The organism is Actinoplanes sp. NPDC048791 (genome assembly GCF_040650095.1).
Classification (GTDB): domain Bacteria; phylum Actinomycetota; class Actinomycetes; order Mycobacteriales; family Micromonosporaceae; genus Actinoplanes.
On sequence record NZ_JBEZGQ010000048.1, the window covers coordinates 1 to 18,795 of the forward strand.

General features: G+C 69.7%; 21 protein-coding genes and 1 pseudogene. 18 read left to right on the top strand and 4 right to left on the bottom strand.

Annotated features, from left to right (window positions below; all coding sequences use genetic code 11):
• The 3 genes and pseudogenes from AB0C29_RS06335 to AB0C29_RS06345 all read left to right on the top strand — a co-directional run.
• Positions 1 to 275, top strand: a pseudogene (locus AB0C29_RS06335) (peptidase M50); the annotation flags it as partial.
• Positions 276 to 304: 29 nt separating this feature from the next.
• Positions 305 to 1,255 (top strand): tRNA (adenine-N1)-methyltransferase, encoded by a 951-nt coding sequence (locus AB0C29_RS06340; RefSeq protein ID WP_360815961.1) that lies wholly within the window; start codon positions 305 to 307, stop codon positions 1,253 to 1,255.
• Between the two features lie 75 nt (positions 1,256 to 1,330).
• Entirely contained in the window at positions 1,331 to 1,921 is a 591-nt protein-coding gene (locus AB0C29_RS06345; RefSeq protein ID WP_212989208.1) for a hypothetical protein, read from the top strand.
• Positions 1,922 to 1,978: 57 nt separating this feature from the next.
• Here AB0C29_RS06345 and AB0C29_RS06350 read toward each other — a convergent pair whose 3' ends face one another.
• The gene (locus AB0C29_RS06350; protein ID WP_212989209.1) at positions 1,979 to 2,272 is read right to left on the bottom strand and encodes a ferredoxin; all 294 of its coding nucleotides are present in this window, start codon (positions 2,270 to 2,272) and stop codon (positions 1,979 to 1,981) included.
• A 175-nt stretch (positions 2,273 to 2,447) separates the two neighbouring features.
• Here AB0C29_RS06350 and arc point away from each other — a divergent pair, with 175 nt between their 5' ends.
• The 6 genes from arc (at position 2,448) to prcA (ending at position 8,623) form a co-directional block, all read left to right on the top strand.
• Positions 2,448 to 4,226, top strand: a complete 1,779-nt coding sequence (gene arc / locus AB0C29_RS06355) for a proteasome ATPase (RefSeq protein WP_360815963.1) — start codon at positions 2,448 to 2,450, stop codon at positions 4,224 to 4,226.
• A 175-nt stretch (positions 4,227 to 4,401) separates the two neighbouring features.
• The gene (gene dop, locus AB0C29_RS06360; protein ID WP_360815966.1) at positions 4,402 to 5,919 is read left to right on the top strand and encodes a depupylase/deamidase Dop; all 1,518 of its coding nucleotides are present in this window, start codon (positions 4,402 to 4,404) and stop codon (positions 5,917 to 5,919) included.
• Positions 5,920 to 6,014: 95 nt separating this feature from the next.
• Complete coding sequence (locus AB0C29_RS06365; RefSeq protein ID WP_106124861.1) at positions 6,015 to 6,230, top strand: ubiquitin-like protein Pup; 216 nt, start codon at positions 6,015 to 6,017, stop codon at positions 6,228 to 6,230.
• A gap of 5 nt (positions 6,231 to 6,235) precedes the next feature.
• Positions 6,236 to 6,907 (top strand): endonuclease VII domain-containing protein, encoded by a 672-nt coding sequence (locus tag AB0C29_RS06370; protein ID WP_360816001.1) that lies wholly within the window; start codon positions 6,236 to 6,238, stop codon positions 6,905 to 6,907.
• Positions 6,826 to 7,665 carry a proteasome subunit beta gene (gene prcB, locus AB0C29_RS06375; RefSeq protein WP_212989211.1) on the top strand — a complete coding sequence of 280 codons (840 nt, stop codon included), beginning with the start codon at positions 6,826 to 6,828 and terminating at the stop codon, positions 7,663 to 7,665. Before AB0C29_RS06370 ends, prcB begins: the two co-directional genes overlap by 82 nt.
• Positions 7,666 to 7,765: 100 nt before the next feature.
• Positions 7,766 to 8,623 (top strand): proteasome subunit alpha, encoded by an 858-nt coding sequence (gene prcA / locus AB0C29_RS06380; RefSeq protein ID WP_360815969.1) that lies wholly within the window; start codon positions 7,766 to 7,768, stop codon positions 8,621 to 8,623.
• 72 nt (positions 8,624 to 8,695) lie between these two features.
• Here prcA and rfbB read toward each other — a convergent pair whose 3' ends face one another.
• A complete protein-coding gene (gene rfbB, locus AB0C29_RS06385) occupies positions 8,696 to 9,670 on the bottom strand; it encodes a dTDP-glucose 4,6-dehydratase (protein WP_360815972.1) in 975 nt (324 codons plus the stop codon).
• Between the two features lie 128 nt (positions 9,671 to 9,798).
• On the opposite strand from rfbB, the gene pafA reads away from it, so the two are divergent.
• Genes pafA through AB0C29_RS06400 form a run of 3 tightly spaced genes read left to right on the top strand, consistent with a single transcriptional unit; the run spans position 9,799 to position 11,919 of the window.
• Positions 9,799 to 11,157: a Pup--protein ligase gene (pafA, locus tag AB0C29_RS06390; protein WP_212989214.1), complete on the top strand. Its 1,359-nt coding sequence runs from the start codon at positions 9,799 to 9,801 to the stop codon at positions 11,155 to 11,157.
• Positions 11,158 to 11,180: 23 nt separating this feature from the next.
• Complete coding sequence (locus AB0C29_RS06395) at positions 11,181 to 11,402, top strand: hypothetical protein (protein ID WP_360815975.1); 222 nt, start codon at positions 11,181 to 11,183, stop codon at positions 11,400 to 11,402.
• Positions 11,403 to 11,412: 10 nt separating this feature from the next.
• On the top strand, positions 11,413 to 11,919 hold the full coding sequence (locus AB0C29_RS06400) for an O-acetyl-ADP-ribose deacetylase (RefSeq protein ID WP_360815978.1): 507 nt from the start codon (positions 11,413 to 11,415) through the stop codon (positions 11,917 to 11,919).
• 624 nt (positions 11,920 to 12,543) lie between these two features.
• Here AB0C29_RS06400 and AB0C29_RS06405 read toward each other — a convergent pair.
• Positions 12,544 to 13,626: a DUF3866 family protein gene (locus tag AB0C29_RS06405; protein WP_360815980.1), complete on the bottom strand. Its 1,083-nt coding sequence runs from the start codon at positions 13,624 to 13,626 to the stop codon at positions 12,544 to 12,546.
• A 10-nt stretch (positions 13,627 to 13,636) separates the two neighbouring features.
• Positions 13,637 to 14,632 carry a cation diffusion facilitator family transporter gene (locus tag AB0C29_RS06410; RefSeq protein WP_360816004.1) on the bottom strand — a complete coding sequence of 332 codons (996 nt, stop codon included), beginning with the start codon at positions 14,630 to 14,632 and terminating at the stop codon, positions 13,637 to 13,639.
• A gap of 153 nt (positions 14,633 to 14,785) precedes the next feature.
• Between AB0C29_RS06410 and AB0C29_RS06415 the strand changes: the two genes are divergently transcribed.
• The 6 genes from AB0C29_RS06415 to AB0C29_RS06440 form a co-directional block, all read left to right on the top strand.
• Positions 14,786 to 15,781 carry a WYL domain-containing protein gene (locus tag AB0C29_RS06415; RefSeq protein ID WP_360815983.1) on the top strand — a complete coding sequence of 332 codons (996 nt, stop codon included), beginning with the start codon at positions 14,786 to 14,788 and terminating at the stop codon, positions 15,779 to 15,781.
• Entirely contained in the window at positions 15,778 to 16,764 is a 987-nt protein-coding gene (locus AB0C29_RS06420) for a YafY family protein (protein WP_360815986.1), read from the top strand. Before AB0C29_RS06415 ends, AB0C29_RS06420 begins: the two co-directional genes overlap by 4 nt.
• Before the next feature lie 10 nt (positions 16,765 to 16,774).
• Entirely contained in the window at positions 16,775 to 17,053 is a 279-nt protein-coding gene (locus tag AB0C29_RS06425; RefSeq protein ID WP_360815989.1) for a hypothetical protein, read from the top strand.
• 159 nt (positions 17,054 to 17,212) lie between these two features.
• Complete coding sequence (gene tatA / locus AB0C29_RS06430; RefSeq protein WP_360815992.1) at positions 17,213 to 17,578, top strand: Sec-independent protein translocase subunit TatA; 366 nt, start codon at positions 17,213 to 17,215, stop codon at positions 17,576 to 17,578.
• A 6-nt stretch (positions 17,579 to 17,584) separates the two neighbouring features.
• Positions 17,585 to 18,547, top strand: a complete 963-nt coding sequence (gene tatC, locus AB0C29_RS06435; protein ID WP_360815995.1) for a twin-arginine translocase subunit TatC — start codon at positions 17,585 to 17,587, stop codon at positions 18,545 to 18,547.
• Positions 18,548 to 18,571: 24 nt separating this feature from the next.
• On the top strand, positions 18,572 to 18,795 hold a 224-nt coding region (locus AB0C29_RS06440; RefSeq protein ID WP_360815998.1), incomplete at its 3' end, for a diacylglycerol kinase family protein.

Below are 18,795 nucleotides of genomic sequence, written 5' to 3' on the forward strand. Positions count from 1 at the left end.
GGCTGGTCGCCCTGGTGGACGCCGCCGGGGCCGCTGCCGTGCCCGCCGAGCGACGGCCGTGGGTGGCGGTCGACACCGTCGCCCGTGACCTCGGCCGGGTGCCCGCTCTGCCGCTCGGACTGACCGGCGAGCAGGTGGTCCGGGCGGTCCAGGCCCACCCGGGTGCGCAGTACGTCGTCACCTCCGGGGAGGATGTCGTCGGCGTGCTGCACGTCGCGGACCTGGCCCAGTTGCTGGAGCCGCGCCGCGCGAGCCGCCGGCCAGCACCCCGATAGCCAGTCCGCGGCAGATGAGAGAGCGATCAGTGACCGTGCAAGACAGCACCAGCGTCGTCGACGAGCCCGTGCCCGCCCACCGGGGACCGTTCCGCGAGGGCGACCGTGTGCAGCTCACGGATCCCAAGAACCGGATGCACACGATCGTGCTGGAGCACGGCAAGGAGTTCCACACCCACCGCGGCGCCCTGGCGCACGACGCGCTGATCGGGCTGCCCGACGGCAGCGTCGTGGTCTCCGCCGGCGGCACCGCCTACCTCGCGCTGCGCCCGCTGCTCGCCGACTACGTGCTCTCCATGCCGCGCGGCGCGCAGGTCATCTATCCCAAGGACGCCGCGCAGATCGTCGCCATGGCCGACATCTTCCCGGGTGCCAAGGTCATGGAGGCCGGCGTCGGGTCGGGCGCGCTGACGTGCTCGCTGCTGCGGGCCGTGGGCAGCAGCGGTGAGCTGCATTCGTACGAGCTGCGGGACGATTTCGCGGCGATCGCCCGCAAGAACGTCGAGGCGTTCTTCGGCGGTCCGCACCCCGCGTGGCACCTGCACTCCGGCGACGTCGCCCAGGCCGAGGGGACCGGTTTCGACCGGATCGTCCTCGACATGCTGACCCCCTGGGAAGCCCTCGACATGGTCGAGCGGGCGCTGATCCCCGGCGGCGTCTTCATCGGGTACGTCGCCACGACCCCGCAACTTTCGGAGCTGGTCGAGGCGTTGCGGGAGCGCGGCGGCTGGACCGAGCCCCGGGCGTGGGAGTCGCTGGTGCGCGACTGGCACGCCGAGGGTCTCGCCGTGCGCCCGGATCACCGGATGATCGCGCACACCGCGTTCCTGGTCTCGGCCCGCAAACTCGCCCCCGGCGTGACGGCGCCGCCGCGGCGCCGCAAGCCGAGTAAGGGCGCCGAGGCGTACGCGCTGCGCAGGGCCGCTCAGGCGGCGCTGGCGGCCGAACGCGCGGAGACGGATGACGATACCGGGGTGTGACGGACCGGGACGGATCCGGTAGTTTCCGTCGCGGGTTTCGATGGGTTCTCAGAGCGGAGGGAACGGGTGGGCGCGATGAGTTCTCCGCCGTTCGGTGGCAGTAACGAGATGCCGGCGGTTTTTCCCGACTGGTCGCCGTACGAGGACCTGGACTCGGCCGCGCGGGCCTACCTGCGCGACCCCGAGGTGGCGCTCGACGCCCTGTTCGGGGTGCTGCGCGGGGCCTCGGTGCTCTGTTTCACGCTGGAGCGCTTCGTCAACGAGGTCAACGGCGTCTGGCAGGAGGTCGTCATCTGTGACGGCAGCCGGCTGGTGCTGTGGCACGGCGAGGACGTGGCGCCCGGTGACGGGCCGGTCGGCTCGATGACCTCGTCGCTGCGGGTGGTGCCGCTGTCGACCGTCACCGAGGTGGGCTGCCGCCGGCGGCTCACCCGGACCTCGACCGGGCAGGCCCGGGTCGACAGCATCGACGTCTATCTGCTGCTGAGCTCCGTGGACGACGCGGTGCCGCCGCCCGGCATGGCCGAGGAGGAGGGCCGGGCCGCATTGCGGCACGACGCGCTGCGCTTCGGCAAGACCCTCGACGACGGCGGCCCCGGGCAGATTGCCCGTTTAGAGGAATTCTCCCGGGTTGTCGCATCTTTGGTCGGTCGCCCGACGCTGTGACATTTCCCGCTCCGCCGGGCCGATCTTCATCAGGCCCGGCGGGATGGTGGAAAACGATCAGTCGGCGTCCGGGCCGGCGATCTCCACGTCGTCGCGCGAGCGCACCACGTGGATGCAATCGCCCGGGCACTCCTTGGCCGCGTCGATCACCTCGAGGTGCAGCCGGGCGGGCACCCCGGTGCGCACTCCGGGGCTCTGCAGCAGCTCACCGGCGCTGTCCTTGACGTACGCGAGGCCGTCGATGTCGAACTCGAACACCTCGGGTGCGTACTGCACGCACAACCCGTCACCGGTGCACAGGTCCTGATCCACCCAGACCTCGAGCTCGTCTGTGTCGGTCTGTGTCGACACCGCTCACCTCCCCCAACTAGCCCGCTCCGACGGTACCCGAACCCCCTGACCACCCGGTGCACCCCACAGGCCCGATCGATCAAGGTTCAGTGACGAGGGTGTTGCATGGGTCGAAATCCGGCCCGCAGCGGCTAGTGTTATCACCAAGACGTTCGAGCCCCCGGGGAGGTGGGACGTGGCACGTAGCGACGAGGCGTCAGGCGCCGCACGTTGGGAGAAAGAGGCCAACGATCTCTCCAGCCAGGTTGCGTTCCTGCAAGAAGAACTCGCTCTGGTACGGCGGAAGTTGACCGAGAGCCCCCGACACGTCCGGCAGCTCGAGGAACGGCTCGCGGCAACGCAGTCGCAGCTGGCCCGGCTGACCGAGAACAACGACCGGCTCGTGGCGACCCTCAAGGAAGCCCGATCCCAGATCGTCACTCTCAAAGAAGAGATTGACCGGCTCGCCCAGCCGCCCAGCGGCTACGGCGTATTCCTGGCCGCCCACGAGGACGGCACCGTCGATGTCTTCACCGGGGGCCGCAAGCTGCGGGTGGCTGTCTCACCGTCGCTCGTGGTGGAGGATCTCAAGCGCGGGCAGGAAGTCCTGCTCAACGACGCGCTCAACGTGGTCGACGCGTTCGGTTACGAACGGGTCGGCGAGGTCGTCCTCCTCAAGGAGGTCCTCGAGAACCCCGCCGGCGGTCCGGGCGACCGGGCGCTGGTCATCTCGCACGCCGACGAGGAGCGGATCGTCCACCTGGCCGACTCGCTGCAGGTCTCCAAGCTGCGGGCGGGCGACTCGCTCATGATCGAGCCGCGCTCGGCGTACGCGTACGAGCGCATCCCGAAGAGCGAGGTCGAGGAGCTCGTCCTCGAGGAAGTGCCGGACGTCGACTACACCGACATCGGTGGTCTGCACTCGCAGATCGAGCAGATCCGCGACGCGGTGGAGTTGCCGTTCCTGCACGCCGACCTGTTCCGGGAGCACCAGCTGCGCCCGCCGAAGGGCATCCTGCTCTACGGCCCGCCCGGCTGCGGCAAGACCCTGATCGCCAAGGCGGTCGCCAACTCGCTCGCGAAGAAGATCGCCGAGCGCCGCGGCGAGGAGAAGCACACCAGCTACTTCCTCAACATCAAGGGTCCCGAGCTGCTCAACAAGTACGTGGGTGAGACCGAGCGGCACATCCGCCTGGTCTTCCAGCGGGCCCGGGAGAAGGCCGGCGAAGGCACGCCGGTCATCGTGTTCTTCGACGAGATGGACTCGATCTTCCGTACCCGTGGCTCCGGCGTCTCCTCCGACGTGGAGAACACCATCGTCCCGCAGCTGCTCAGCGAGATCGACGGCGTCGAGGGCCTGGAGAACGTCATCGTCATCGGCGCCTCCAACCGGGAAGACATGATCGACCCGGCGATCCTGCGCCCCGGCCGCCTCGATGTGAAGATCAAGATCGAGCGTCCGGACGCGGAGGCGGCGAAGGACATCTTCGCCAAGTACATCCTCAGCGGCCTGCCGCTGAGCACCGACGACCTGGCCGAGCACGGCAACGACCGGGACGTCACCGTGGCCGCGATGATCGAGGCGGTCGTGCTCCGGATGTACACGGAGACCGAGGAGAACCGCTTCCTGGAGGTCACCTACGCCAACGGTGACAAGGAGGTCCTGTACTTCAAGGACTTCAACTCCGGCGCGATGATCCAGAACATCGTCGACCGCGGCAAGAAGATGGCGATCAAGGAGTTCCTCACCTCCGGCAAGAAGGGCCTGCGACTGCAGCACCTGCTCGACAGCTGCGTCGACGAGTTCCGGGAGAACGAGGACCTGCCCAACACCACCAACCCCGACGACTGGGCCCGCATCTCCGGCAAGAAGGGCGAGCGGATCGTCTACATCCGTACGCTCGTCTCCGGCGGCAAGGGCGCAGAGGCCGGCCGCTCCATCGAGACGGCCAGCAACACCGGTCAGTACCTGTAGGAAGCCGAGCAACGCCCGACGCGGGCGGGGAGGCGCTACGACGCGCCCCCTCGTCCGCGTTGTGCATCTCTACCCTGCGTGTTGTGGTGCGCACGTGCGGGTGCGAGTACGGACAGGGAAGCGTCTAGGCTCGATACATGGGCAACGGCAGCACAGTGGCGGGTGGGGTGGCAGCATGAGCGTTCGACGAATCATGGGTACCGAGGTCGAGTACGGCATTTCGGTGCCCGGGCAGCCCGGCGCCAACCCGATGGTCACCTCCTCGCAGGTGGTCAACGCCTACGGAGCACGACCGGAGCTCAACCGCGGCGGCCGCGCCCGGTGGGACTACGAGGAGGAGTCGCCGCTGCGCGACGCCCGCGGATTCACCTACTCGGGTGCCGCGTACGACCCGGCCGACGCGCTCGCCGACGAGGACCTCGGCCTGGCCAACGTGATACTGACCAACGGTGCCCGCCTCTACGTCGACCACGCCCACCCGGAGTACAGCACCCCGGAGTGCACCAACCCGCTGGACATCGTCCGCTGGGACAAGGCCGGCGAACGGGTCATGGCCGAGGCGTCCCGGCGCGCCGCCACGATCCCCGGCACCCACCGCATCCAGCTCTACAAGAACAACACCGACAACAAAGGCGCCTCGTACGGGTCGCACGAGAACTACCTCATGCGCCGCCAGACGCCGTTCGCCGACATCGTTGCGCACCTGACGCCGTTCTTCGTCACCCGCCAGATCTTCTGCGGCGCCGGCCGCGTCGGCATCGGCCAGGACGGCAGCGGCTCCGGTTTCCAGATCTCCTCGCGCGCCGACTTCTTCGAGGTCGAGGTCGGCCTGGAGACCACGCTGAAGCGGCCCATCATCAACACCCGCGACGAGCCGCACTCGGACGCGGACAAGTACCGCCGGCTGCACGTGATCATCGGCGACGCCAACCTCTCCGAGATCTCCACCTACCTCAAGGTCGGCACGACCGCCCTGATCCTCAACATGATCGAGGAGAAGGTGTTCACCGGCGAGCTCGGCATCGCCGACCCGGTCTCCGAGCTCAAGGCGGTCAGCCACGACCCGTCGCTCAAGCACCTCATGCGCCTGCGCGACGGCCGCAAGCTCACGGCGCTGGACCTGCAATGGGCCTACTACGAGCGCGCCAAGGCGTTCTGCGACGAGCGCTACGGCACGGACACGGACGAGCAGACCGTCGACGTCCTGCAGCGCTGGGAGGACGTCCTCGACCAGCTCGGCCGCGACCCGATGCAGCTCTCCGACCAGCTCGACTGGGTGGCCAAGCTGCGCCTGCTGGAGGGCTACCGCGAGCGCGAGAACCTCACCTGGTCCTCGCCCAAGCTCCAGCTGGTCGACCTGCAGTACTCCGACGTCCGGACCGAGAAGGGCCTGTACCACCGCCTGGTCGCCCGCGGCTCGATGAAGACGCTGCTGGACGACGACGAGACCCGCCGCGCGATGGTGGAACCGCCCGAGGACACCCGGGCCTACTTCCGCGGCCAGTGCCTGGCCCGGTACGCGTCCGAAGTGGTCGCGGCCAGCTGGGACTCGGTGATCTTCGACGTGGGCCGCGAATCGCTCGTGCGCGTCCCGATGATGGAGCCCGAACGGGGCACCAAGAAGCACGTCGGCGCCCTGTTCGACAAGTGCGACACCGCGAAGGACCTGCTCGAGGTGATCACGAGCCGTTGACGGGGAAACGCCCGTGTGCCGACGGGCGTTTCTGTCGGACCCGCGAGGTAAGTTTTTCCCAACCCGAAGCGGTTGGGTCATGAAGGGGGACAGCCATGGCAACGCGAGACACCGGCGGTCAGTCGCAGTCCGGCAAGGGCAAGCGCGACGAGGAGATCGAGGACGTCACCACCGAGGCCAACCCTGAGGTTGCCGAACGCCACGCCGAGATCACCGAGGACGTCGACGACCTGCTCGACGAAATCGACTCGGTTTTGGAAGAAAACGCCGAGGAGTTCGTGCGGGGGTACGTACAAAAAGGCGGCCAGTGAGCGATATGTCCGATTCGGGGGAATTGGATTCTGTGCTCTGTCCTCAGTGCCGGCGAGATCTGCCGCGCTCTGAATTCCATTCCAACCGCCGGCGGCCCAATGGCCTGGCCTACTACTGCAAGCGGTGCGCCGCCGAGCGGTCGGAAGCGAGCCGCCGGCGGCGTGGGATCTCCGCGCAGCGGCGGGCGCCGGTGCCGGTGCCCGATGGATCGAAGTGGTGCCCCGACTGCGAGACGATCAAGCCACTGACGGCGTTCGCCCGTACCCGGGCGAGCGCCAGCGGATACCACAGCTATTGCCTGCTGTGTCACAACGCCCGAGGTAACGAGACCAAGCAACGGCTCTATGGCGGCTCGCGCGAGTACCACCTGCGCCGGCGCTACGGCGTGGGCCAGGCGGACTTCGACGAGATGCTCGCGGGGCAAGGGGGCGTCTGTGCCATCTGCGGCGCCCCTGATCCCCAACACGTCGATCACGATCACCGCACCGGCTGGGTTCGCGGGATACTGTGCTTCAACTGCAACGGCGGCCTGGGGCAGTTCCGGGACAACCCGGTGTTCCTCGCCGAGGCTATTACGTATCTGAAAGGAACCACGTGGCAGCGGGTTTTGATCCATCCGGGCGTCTTCCAGATGTGTTCACCAATGCGGGGACGTCCTCCTTCACGCAGTTCCTGAGCCAAGCGGCCCCCGAGCTGCTGCCGGGTCGCCGGCCGCTGCCGCCGGGGATGGCCGCCGACATCGCGCCGCACGGCACGACCATCGTCGCCATCGCCACCGCCGAGGGCGTCGTGATGGCCGGCGACCGGCGCGCCACCATGGGCAACCTCATCGCCAGCCGGGACATCGAGAAGGTGCACCCGGCCGACGCGTACTCGCTGATCGGCATCGCCGGCACGGCCGGCATCGGCATCGAGCTGATGCGCATCTTCCAGGTCGAGCTGGAGCACTACGAGAAGATCGAGGGCGCGATGCTGTCCCTCGACGGCAAGGCCAACCGCCTCGCCGCCATGGTGCGCGGCAATCTCGGTGCGGCCATGCAGGGCCTGGCCGTGGTGCCGCTGTTCGCGGGCTTCGACCTGTCCCCGTCCGACCCGTCGAAGGTCGGGCGCATCTTCAGCTTCGACGTCGCGGGCGGCCTCTACGAGGAGACCGGCTACGACGCGATCGGCTCCGGTTCGCTGTTCGCCAAGTCGGCGCTGAAGAAGCGTTACCGCCCCGGCGTCAGCACCCAGGACGCGATCCGCCTCGCGGTCGAGGCGCTCTACGACGCCGCCGACGACGACACCGCGACCGGTGGCCCCGACCTGACCCGCAAGATCTACCCGGTGGTGATGACCGCGACGGCGGACAGCACCCACCGGCTGACCGAGGCCGAGATCAACGCGGTGGCCGAGCAAGTGGTCGCCGGACGGATGGAGAACCCGGGCGGCTGACCGTCTGGGCCAACCCGCAGCGGAAAACCCAGGGCAGTTCGTGTCTGGCGGTTTCGCGCACCAGAACCCCGCCATCCGGTCTTCGAAGGAGTTGCCACCCGTGGCCATGCAGTTCTACGCCTCACCCGAGCAGGTCCAGCGCGACCGCTCGGAGTACGCCCGCAAGGGCATCGCCCGCGGCCGCTCCGCCGTCGTCCTCACCTACGAGGGCGGCGTCCTGCTGGTCGCCGAGAATCTGACCTCGCTGCGCAAGATCAGCGAGCTGTACGACAGGATCGGCTTCGCGGCGGTCGGCCGCTACAACGAGTTCGAGAGTCTGCGCCGGGCCGGCGTGCGGATGGCCGACCTCAACGGGCTTGCCTACGACCGCCGGGACGTGACCGGCCGCGCCCTGGCGAACGCCTACACCCAGACCCTGGGTGCGATCTTCTCCGAGACGCAGAAGCCGTACGAGGTGGAGATCTGCGTGGCGCAGGTCGGCACCTCGCCGGAGGCCGACGAGCTCTACCGCATCACGTACGACGGCTCGGTGCAGGACGAGCCCGGCTTCATGGCGATGGGCGGCTCCGCCGAGGCCATCTCCACGGTGCTCAAGTCCCGCCACGACGTCGCGGCGGACCTGCAGACCGCCCTGGCGCTGGCGGTCGAGGGCCTGGCCAGCGTCGGCGGGGAGAACGGCACCCCGCGTACGCTGGGCGCCTCCCAGCTCGAGGTGGCGGTCCTGGACCGCAGTCGCAAGGGCCGCACCTTCCGTCGCATCTCGGGCGCGGCGCTGACGACGCTGCTCGAGGGCGGCAAGGACGAGCCGGAGAAGGAGGTCGGCGAGGCGGGCGACGTGGCACCGCCGGCGCCGGCCGAGGACAAGCCGACTGTTTCGGCCGCTTCGGTCGATCTGGAGGGCAAGCCCGAGGCGGACCCGGCCGAGCCGGCCGACGACACCAACGGCGACGGTTCCTGACCTGACTGGCTGCCGGCCGCACCCCCAGCCTCGCCCACGATGGCCGGGCTCGGGGGAGCGGCCGGGCCGGGCTCAGTCGATGACGTGCGGGCGCCACCAGTCCTCGTTGTCGCGGTACCACTGCACGGTCTCCGCCAGGCCGGCCTCGAAGTCCACCCGGGGCCGGTAGCCCAACTCCCGCCGGATCCGTTCGTCGTCCAGGGCGTACCTGCGGTCGTGGCCCTTGCGGTCCTCGACCGTCTCCACCCGGTCCCAGCCCACCCCGCAGGCCTCCAGCAGCATCCCGGTCAGGTCCCGGTTGGTCAGCTCTCGGTTCCCGCCGATGTGGTAGACCTCGCCCGTCTTGCCCTCAGCCAGCACCAGCGCCGTCCCCCGGCAGTGGTCGTCGACGTGGACCCAGTCCCGCACCTGCTGCCCGTCGCCGTACAGAGGCACTGTGCGGCCCTCCAGCAGGTTCGTGACGAACCGGGGGATGAGTTTCTCGGGGTGCTGGTACGGCCCGTAGTTGTTGGCGCAGCGGGTCACCACGACCGGCAGCTGGTGCGTGCGGTGGTACGCCAACGCCAGCAGGTCCGCGCCCGCCTTGGTGGCCGCGTACGGGGAGTTCGGCGCCAGTGGCGACCGTTCCGTCCACGCCCCCGTGCTGATCGAGCCGTAGACCTCGTCCGTGGAGACGTGCACGAAGCGGCTGGTGCCGTGCCGCAGCGCCGCGTCGAGCAGCACCTGGGTGCCGACCATGTTGGTCATCGCGAACTCCCCGGCCGCTCGGATCGAGCGGTCGACGTGGGATTCGGCGGCGAAGTGCACGACCGCGTCGTGGCGGGGCAGCACCGAGTCGATCAGGGCCGCGTCGGCGATGTCACCGGGTACGAAGTCGAGGCGTTTGCTCTCCGCGACCGGGCCGAGGTTCGCGAAGTTGCCCGCGTACGTCAGCTTGTCGAGGACCGTGACCCGGGCACCCTCCAGGCCCGGCAGGGTGTCGGTGAGCGCGCCGCGGACGAAGTGGGAGCCGATGAAGCCGGCGCCGCCGGTGACCAGAAGATTCATCAAGCGGGAGTGTATCCGCAGGTCCAGGCCCTGCGAGTTGATCTTCACAGACGATCATGACAGATAGCACCGGTGAAAGGGCGCGTTGTCACTGCCGCGAACACCCCTGGTGCGGCTAGTGTTTCGTCATGGAACGGCGAATTTTCGGCCTCGAAACCGAGTACGGAGTCACGTGCACCTACCGGGGACAGCGGCGGCTGTCGCCGGACGAAGTGGCCCGCTACCTGTTCCGCCGAGTGGTGTCCTGGGGACGGTCCAGCAACGTCTTCCTCCGCAACGGTGCCCGCCTCTACCTCGATGTCGGCTCCCACCCCGAGTACGCGACCCCCGAGTGCGACTCCGTCACCGACCTGGTCGCCCATGACCGTGCCGGCGAACGGATTCTGGAAGGTCTCCTCGTCGACGCGGAGAAACGCCTTCACGACGAGGGCATCGCCGGTGAGATCTACCTCTTCAAGAACAACACCGACTCGGCCGGCAACTCGTACGGCTGCCACGAGAACTACCTGGTGAGCCGGCACGGCGAGTTCGGGCGCCTCGCCGACGTGCTCATCCCGTTCCTCGTCACCCGCCAGCTGATCTGCGGCGCTGGCAAGGTGCTGCAGACCCCGCGCGGTGCGGTCTTCTGCCTCTCGCAGCGAGCCGAGCACATCTGGGAGGGCGTCTCCAGCGCGACGACGCGCAGCCGCCCGATCATCAACACCCGCGACGAGCCGCACGCCGACGCCGAGCGCTACCGGCGCCTGCACGTCATCGTCGGCGATTCCAACATGAACGAAGTCACCACGCTGCTCAAGGTCGGCAGTGCCGACATCGTGCTGCGGATGATCGAGGCCGGCGTGGTCATGCGCGACCTGTCCCTGGAGAACCCGATCCGGGCCATCCGCGAGGTCTCGCACGACATCACCGGCCGCCGCAAGATCCGCCTGGCCAACAACAAAGAGGTCAGCGCGCTCGAGATCCAGCAGGAATACCTGGCCAAGGCCACCGAGTTCGTCGAGCGCCGCGGCGGCGACCCGACCGCCAAGCGCGTCGTCGAGCTGTGGGGCCGGGTGCTCAACGCGATCGAGAGCGGCGACCTCGACCCGGTGTCCCGCGAGATCGACTGGGTGTCGAAGTACAAGCTGATCGAGCGGTACCAGGCCAAGCACGAGATGCCGATGTCGCACCCGCGGATCGCGCAGCTCGACCTGGCGTACCACGACGTGCGCCGCGGCCGTGGCCTCTACGCCCTGATGGAGAAGCGCAAGCAGGTCGACCGCATCTCCAACGACCTCGAGATCTTCGAGGCCAAGGAGACGCCGCCGCAGACGACCCGCGCACGCCTGCGCGGCGAGTTCATCCGGCACGCCCAGGAGAAGCGCCGCGACTTCACCGTCGACTGGGTGCACCTCAAGCTCAACGACCAGGCGCAGCGCACGGTCCTGTGCAAGGACCCGTTCCGCGCCTACGACGAGCGGGTGGAGCGCCTCATCGCCAGCATGTGAGCGAACGGTAGGCTGGTCGGGCCATGACGACACCCGTGCCCGAGCCCGACCAGCAGCCCACCGGCGAAAAGCCGGAAGAGCCCGTCGAGGACGTCAAACCGAGCCGGGTGGAGCGCCGCCGCGAACGCCTTCGCGCCGAGATCCACGAGGCCCGTCACGGTGACCACCTGGTCCCGACCTGGCTGCTGACAACGATCCTGGTCGTGATCGTGGTGGGCTGGCTCTACCTGATCTACTCCGCCTGAGCGAGGAGTCATGGCGCGCATCGAGATCGTGGTCGCGGACATCACCGGCGAAGCCGTGGACGCGATCGTCACCGCGGCCAACGAATCCCTGCTCGGCGGCGGCGGTGTGGACGGTGCCGTGCACCGAGCGGCCGGCCCGCGGCTCGCCGAAGCGGGAGCGGCGCTCGCCCCCCTCGATCCGGGCGACGCGGTGGTCACCCCGGCCTTTGACTTGCAGCCACCGGTCCGGCATGTGATCCACACGGTCGGCCCGGTCTGGGAGGGCGGCGACCAGGACGAGGCCGAGGTGCTGGCTTCGTGCTACCGGCGCTCCCTGGAGGAAGCCGACCGCATCGGGGCGCGCACTGTGGCATTTCCGGCGATCGCCACCGGGGTCTACGGCTTCCCGGCCGAGGAAGCGGCGGGCATCGCGGTCCGCACGATTCAGAACACCCCGACGGCGGTGGAGACGGTCCGGCTGGTCGCCTACGACGCCGAAGCAGGCGAGATCCTCCAGGCGGCGCTGAGCGCAAGCTGAGCGGGCCGCCAAATCAAGGTCGAGGCCTTCAAGATCAAGAAGTGACAGGTCAAGAACCGAAAGATCAAGGTCTTGAAGATCAAGGTCAGGTCGTGCCTGGTTGCATGGCGCTGACCGTCGCTCCCGCCGATTGCCAGGTCCGTGCGGAGTCACCCTCCCGCGCTACGCGCGAAACCGCGCCACTGCGAAAGCCGCGCTGAGCGAGTTTGTCGCGCTGTGGGTGAACCGCGCTGAGCGAGTTGTCGCGCTGCGGGTGGTGCCCCGCCATTGTGCAGGCCGGACTGAGCGAGTTTGTCGCGCTGTGGGTGAAACCGCGCCACTGCGCGAGCCGCGCCGAGCGAGTTTGTCGCGCTGCGGGTGGTGCCGCGCCGCTGTGCAAGCCGGGCTGAGCGAGTTGTCGCGCTGCGGGCGGGACGCGCCACTGCGAAAGCCGCGCTGAGCGAGTTTGTCGCGCTGCGGGTGGTGCCGCGCCGCTGCGCGAGCCGCGCTGAGCAGTCTGTCGCGCTGCAGGCGCTACTGCGTCACTGTGCAGGCCGCGCTGAGCGAGTTCGTCGCGCTGAGCGATTGCCGCGGTGAGCTTCCGGGACGTCAGCCCACGCGCGATGACCTGTGCGTTCTGGGCGGTCAGGGGATCAGCGTGGCAGCGTGGCGGCCCGCCGCTGCCGCTGCCACGAAGTAGGCGTGGTCCTCCGTCAGCCCTCTACCCATCGTGGACAGCCGTACCGGGCTGGCCAGCAGCGCCGCGTCCAACCCGTCGGTCGCCACGTGGACCAGGCGGTGCAGGGTCGTCAGCGGCGCCAGGGCGTCTTCCACCGTCTTCGCCAGGTCGGTCGGCAGGTCGTCCGGGATCACCAGATCCGCCGGGACCAGGGCGACCTTCCCGTACGCGGTCAGGCTGTGGTGGGAGACGCCGCGGTGACGCGCGCGGCCGTCGGCGTCCGAGATGCGCAGGGAGCCCACCGGGGTGCCCTGCAGGGCCACGATCGCGTTGATCGCTTCGCCCAGGGCCACCCCGGAGAAGCCCCACGGCGTACCCGTGCCGAGGTTGCCCGGGCCCTGCGCCACGATGGCCACGTCCGCCGACAGGACGTGCCGGGCGGCCAGCAGGCCTGCGTGCAGGGTGCTGGCCTCCAGGTCGCCGCCGAACGACTGGCCTGTTGTCACCGTGCCGGCCAGGTGGTCGCGCAGGCCGTCCAGGGTGCGGGAGAACCAGGCCGGGAGGGCACCGCCGTCGGTCATCACGTAGGCGACCTTGGCGTCCGGGCGGTCCGCGTGGATGCCCGCCAGCACCGCCGGCAGCGCCGAGTGCAGGTCCGCCGTCACCACCGGCATGCCGTCCAGGCTCTCCGCGGTTGCCATCACCTCGCGGTGCGGGGACGCCTCCTCGTCGACGCCCAGCAGGATCGGCTGCAGCGGGGTGTAGCGGGCCTTCACCAGGTGGCCGGCGTCCCGATCCGTGCCGGTCGACGGCGGGTCCGCCGGCAGCCGGTCGGGGAGCGCCACCACCAGGGCGTAGCCGCCGGTGCCGAGGCCCATCACCAGGGCGCCCACGTTCAGCAGGACGCGGTCACCGACTTCCGGCGTACCGGTCAGGGCCGGGTAGGCCAGTGCCCGCAGTGGGCCTTCGTCCGTCGTCACGTCGAGTTCGACGGCGCCGCGCCACTCGCGTCGTACTGCGGACACCGTTCCTGATCGCCAGCGCACCATGGCGGCGACCCTATATGTCCACTCCGCCGTCGCGGTGGTTGCGTCCGGCCCGGCCTCGCGTCGGGTCCAGGAACACGTACTGGATGCCCGGGTAGCGGGCCCGCAGCCGGCGCTCGGCCTCGTCCGACGCCGCCTCGATCTCCGCCCCGCTGACGTCGTCGTTGAAGTCGACCTTGGCCGCCACCAGGATCGCGCCCGGGCCCAGCTGCATGGTCAGCAGCGTCGGGACCGCCGTCACCACCGGGATGCCGGCCAGGTCGTCGGCGATCTGGTTGTGCATCCGGCGCGGCACCGCCCGGCCGACCAGCAGCGACACGTTGGCGCGGGCCAGTACGGTCGCGACCACCAGCAGCAGCAGGCCGATCGCGATCGAGGCCAGGCCGTCCCACAGCTCGGCCCCGGTGAGCTGGGACAGCGCGATGCCCGCCGCCGCCAGGATCAGGCCGATCAGCGCCGCCGAGTCCTCGAAGTAGACGGCCTTGACCGTGGTGTCCGAGGTGAGCCGCAGGAACCGCCGGCGGGTGATGCCCCAGCGTTTCGACTCCCCGGTCACCTGCCGCTGCGCCTTGAGGAACGACGTGCCCTCGGCCAGGAACGACACCCCCAGCACGATGTACGACACCAGATAGTCACCGCTGTGCTCGCCGCTGATGATGGTCGTCACACCGTGGTAGATCGAGAAGCCCGCACCGCCGACGAAGGTGAACAGGGCCGCGATGAACGCCCAGACGAAGCTCTCCTTGCCGTACCCGAACGGGTGTTCTTCGTCCGGTTGCTTGGTGCCGCGGCGCAGCGCGACGAACAGGAACACCTCGGTGACCGTGTCGGCGAGGGAGTGCGCGGCCTCGGACAGCATGGCCGCCGAACCCGACAGCATGCCCGCGACCAGCTTGGCCGCGGCGATGGCCAGGTTGGCCAGGCCGGCGACCACGACTGTGCCGACGCTCTCGTTGCCCTCGTCGTCCGGCGACTCCGTCGGGTCGGCGGGCTCCGCCGGGGCGGGCAGGGCCGAGCCGCCGGCCACGCCGAGGGGCAGATGGTCGTCGGGCTCGGTGAGCGGGGGACCGGCGGTGGGGGTCTTGTCTGGCACGCGTCCAGGTTTCCCCTCCGGCGGTCACGAATAACCTCAGCGGCGTCGTTGCTGCTAGCGTTTCCTCTCGTGTCGCGGACCCGCACCGAGCGCCTGGTGAACCTGGTGATCTGTCTGCTGTCCACGCGACGGTTCCTGACCGCCGCGCAGATCGCCGCGACCGTGCCTGGGTACGAGCACGACCCCGAGGATCCCCGCGACCACGAGGCGTTCCAGCGCAAGTTCGAGCGGGACAAGGCCGAGCTGCGCGAGCTCGGCGTGCCGCTGGAGACCGGCCTGGCCAGCGCCTTCGACACCGAGTCCGGTTACCGGATCGCCCACCGCGAGTACGCCCTGCCGGACATCCCGCTCGAACCGGACGAGGCCGCCGCCGTCGGAATCGCCGCCCGGCTCTGGCAGCACGCCGGTCTCGCCGCCGCGGCCTCCTCCGGCCTGGCCAAGCTGCGCGCCGCCGGGGTCGAGGTCGACCCGCAGGCCACCCTGGGCATGGAGCCGGTGATGACCGTGGATCCGGCGTTCGGGCCGCTCACCGCCGCCGCCCGGGCCCGCCGCGCGGTCACCTTCTCCTACCGCGTTCCCGAGGTCGACGAGCCGTCCACCCGCCGGCTCCAGCCCTGGGGCGTGGTCTGCTGGCAGGGCCGCTGGTACGTCGTCGGCCACGACCGGGACCGGCGGGCCACCCGCTGCTTCCGGCTGTCCCGCATCGTCGGGGTGGTCCGCCCGGTCGGCTCCGAGGGCGCGTTCACCCCGCCGGAGAACGTCGACCTGATCAGCCACGTGGCCCGCTGGTCCGGGCCGGTCGAGCGCAACGGGCGGGCCACCGTGCTCGTGCAGCCGGGCCGGGCCGCGGGCCTGCGCCGGCTGGCGATCGAGACGGTGCCCGGTCCCGACGGCGACCGCCTGACCATCCCGTACTCCGACGTCGAGTGGCTGGCCTCGCGGCTGGTCGGTTACGGCGCCGAGGTGCGCGCGGACGGGCCGCCGGAGCTCCGCGACGCCGTCATCCAGCAGCTCAAAGAGGTCGTGGCCCGCCACGAGCGGGTGCAGCCCGCGGTGCTGCGATGACCCCTCAGCCCCGTACCCGGGAGAACAAGGCCTCCGCCGACCGCCTGGGCCGGCTGCTCAACCTGGTGCCCTATCTGCTGGCCCGGCCCGGGATCCTGGTCGCGGAAGCGGCCGCGGCCTTCGGGATCACCGAGCGGCAGCTGCGCGAGGACCTGGAGCTGCTCTGGGTCTGCGGGCTGCCGGGGTACGGCCCCGGCGACCTGATCGACATGGCGCTCGACGGCGACCGGGTGACCATCACCTACGACGCGGGCATCGACCGGCCGCTGCGGCTCAACCCCGACGAGGCTCTCGCCCTGGTCGTGGCCCTGCGGATGCTGGCCGAGACGCCCGGCACGGGGTCGCGCGACGCGGTCGAACGGGCCCTGGCCAAGATCGAGAACGCGGCCGGTGACGTCGCGGACACCCCGGTCGCGGTGCGGCTGCCCGCGGACAACGAACGCGTCGACGCGATCCGCGGTGTGGTCGAGCGGCGGCACGCCATGCGCCTGACCTACTACACGCCGGCCCGGGACGAGACCACCGAGCGGGTGGTCGACCCGATGCGGATGCTGATGGTCGGTCCCCGGGCCTACCTGGAGGCGTGGTGCCGCCGGGCCGAGGGCACCCGGCTGTTCCGGGTCGACCGCATCGACGCCTTCACCGAGCTGGACGAACCGTCCGCGCCGCCGGCTCAGGCGGTGCCGCACGACGTCAGCGACGGCGTGTTCCATCCGTCGCAGGACCTGCCGCTGGTCACGCTGCGAGTGGGCCGCGGCAGCCGGTGGATCACCGAGTACTACCCGTGCGAGGACGTGCGGCGCGACGGCGATGAGTGGATCGTGACGATGCGGGTCACCGACCTGGGCTGGGCCCAGCGGCTGCTGCTGGGCCTGGGCCCGGACGTGACCGTGGTCGGCCCGGTCGAGCTGGTCGACCGGATCCGCGAGCAAGCCGCCACGGCGCTGGACCAGTACGCGGCCACCCCACCCGTCACCGCCTAAGCTGTCCGCCATGGTGAAGTGGATCGTGATCGCCGTCGTGGCGCTCGCACTGATCATTCTGGTCGTGGCTGTGTTCTCCGTGCTCAACCGGCTGAACGGGCTGGACCGCGCGGCGCGGCGCCTGCAGCGGCGGCAGGCCGAGGCGATGAAGCTCCAGCAGGGCGCCGTCGTCCTGGAGGAGTCCGTGGCCGGCCTGCAGCAACGGGCCGAGATCATGCAGGCGCAGCTCGCCGTCATCAAGGCCGGACAGGGCGCCTCGGACGGGAAACACTCCTTAAAGAAGGCCTGATCCGCGTGGTAGCGTGCGGCGTTCCTCGTGCGTTGTCCGAAAATTCCTCGGAGCAGATCGCAATCAAACAGCTCCGGCATGGGCTCCTCCCGACAACCACACGTACGATGGACCCCGCATCACCCGTCAGGACCCTGATCCGATCGACTGGAGTTATCCATGGGCGCCCTCAAGCCGTGGCACATCGCCATCTTCGTCGTCGTCCTCGTGCTGTTGTTCGGCGCGAAGCGGCTGCCGGACGCCGCGAGGTCGCTCGGCCGGTCGCTGCGGATCATCAAGGCCGAGACCAAGGGCCTCGTGGACGACAACGACAACGTCGCCGAGAAGGCTGAGCCGCAGTACTCGCGCCAGCCGCTGCAGCCCAACGAGATCCACCAGCCGGGCCAGCCGGGCTACCAGCAGGCGCCGCCGCCCGGATACCAGCAGCCGGGCTACCAGCAGCAGCCCAACGGCCAGCAGTACCCGCCGCAGCAGCCGCCGGCCCAGCCGTACGTGGACCCGGTGCAGCGCACCAACGACCGCTGATCTGCCGTGGCCCTCTCCCTACGCCGTCGGGGACCGAGCAAGTTCGAGCAGGCCTCCGACGGTTCCATGACGCTCATCGAGCACGTCCGGGAGCTGCGTAACCGGCTCTTCTGGGCCTCGCTCGGCATCATCGCGGGCCTGATCGTCGGTTTCATCATCTCGGGATGGGTCTTCGACATCCTGAAGCAGCCGTACTGCTCGCTCGACAGCTCCTTCATCACCAACGCCGAGGGTGAGCGGGTCTGCAACTTCGTCGTGCTCGGCGTCGTCGACCCCCTGATCCTCAAGCTCAAGATCGCGCTGTGGGTCGGCCTGATCCTCGGTGCCCCGGTCTGGATGTTCCAGCTGTGGGCGTTCATCGCCCCGGGCCTGCACCGGCACGAGCGCAAGTGGGCCTACGTCTTCGTGGGTATCGCCACCCCGCTGTTCGTCGGCGGCGCGGTGCTCGCCTTCTTCGTCATCAAGCACAGCCTGGCCTTCATCCAGGAAGCCGGCATCCTGGGCGTGACGACTCAGCTCGAAGTGACGGCCTACGTCAGCTTCGTGACCAACATGATCTTGATCTTCGGGGTCGCGTTCGAGTTCCCGCTGGTCCTGCTGATGCTCAACTTCACCGGCGTGGTGAGCGCCAAGAAGCTGATGGGCTGGTGGCGGATCGTGGTGTTCCTGTCCTTCGGGTTCGCCGCCGTCGCCACCCCGGACCCGGGCCCGTTCGGCATGACCCTGCTCGCGGCGTGCATGGTGGTGCTCTACCTGATCGCGACCGGCGTGGCCTTCATCAACGACAAGCGCAAGGGCCGCGGCAAGGAGATCTACGCGGGCCTGGACGACGACGAGATCTCGCCGATCGAGGACGACCGCGAGCCGGTCACCGCGGGCAACCGGGTCGAGTCGGTCGCACCGGTCGAGGCCCCGGAGCCCGTGTCGAAACCGTTGCCGCTGGAGAGCCGCTTCGACGACATGACCTGACGGAGCAGCCGGTAACCTCCGGCTGTGACGAGCGACGACATCGCGGTGCTGGCCAACCCCCGGGCGGGGCGCGGCCGGCACCGCGGTCTGCTTCCCGGGGTCCTGGAGCGGCTGGGCGCCTCCGGCCGCAGTGTGCGGCTGCTCAGCGCGGACAGTGCCGAGGAGGCCGAGAAGGCCTGCCACCGGGCTGTCGCCGAGGGCGTGGGCGCGCTGGTCGCCGTCGGCGGGGACGGCACCGTGCACCGGGC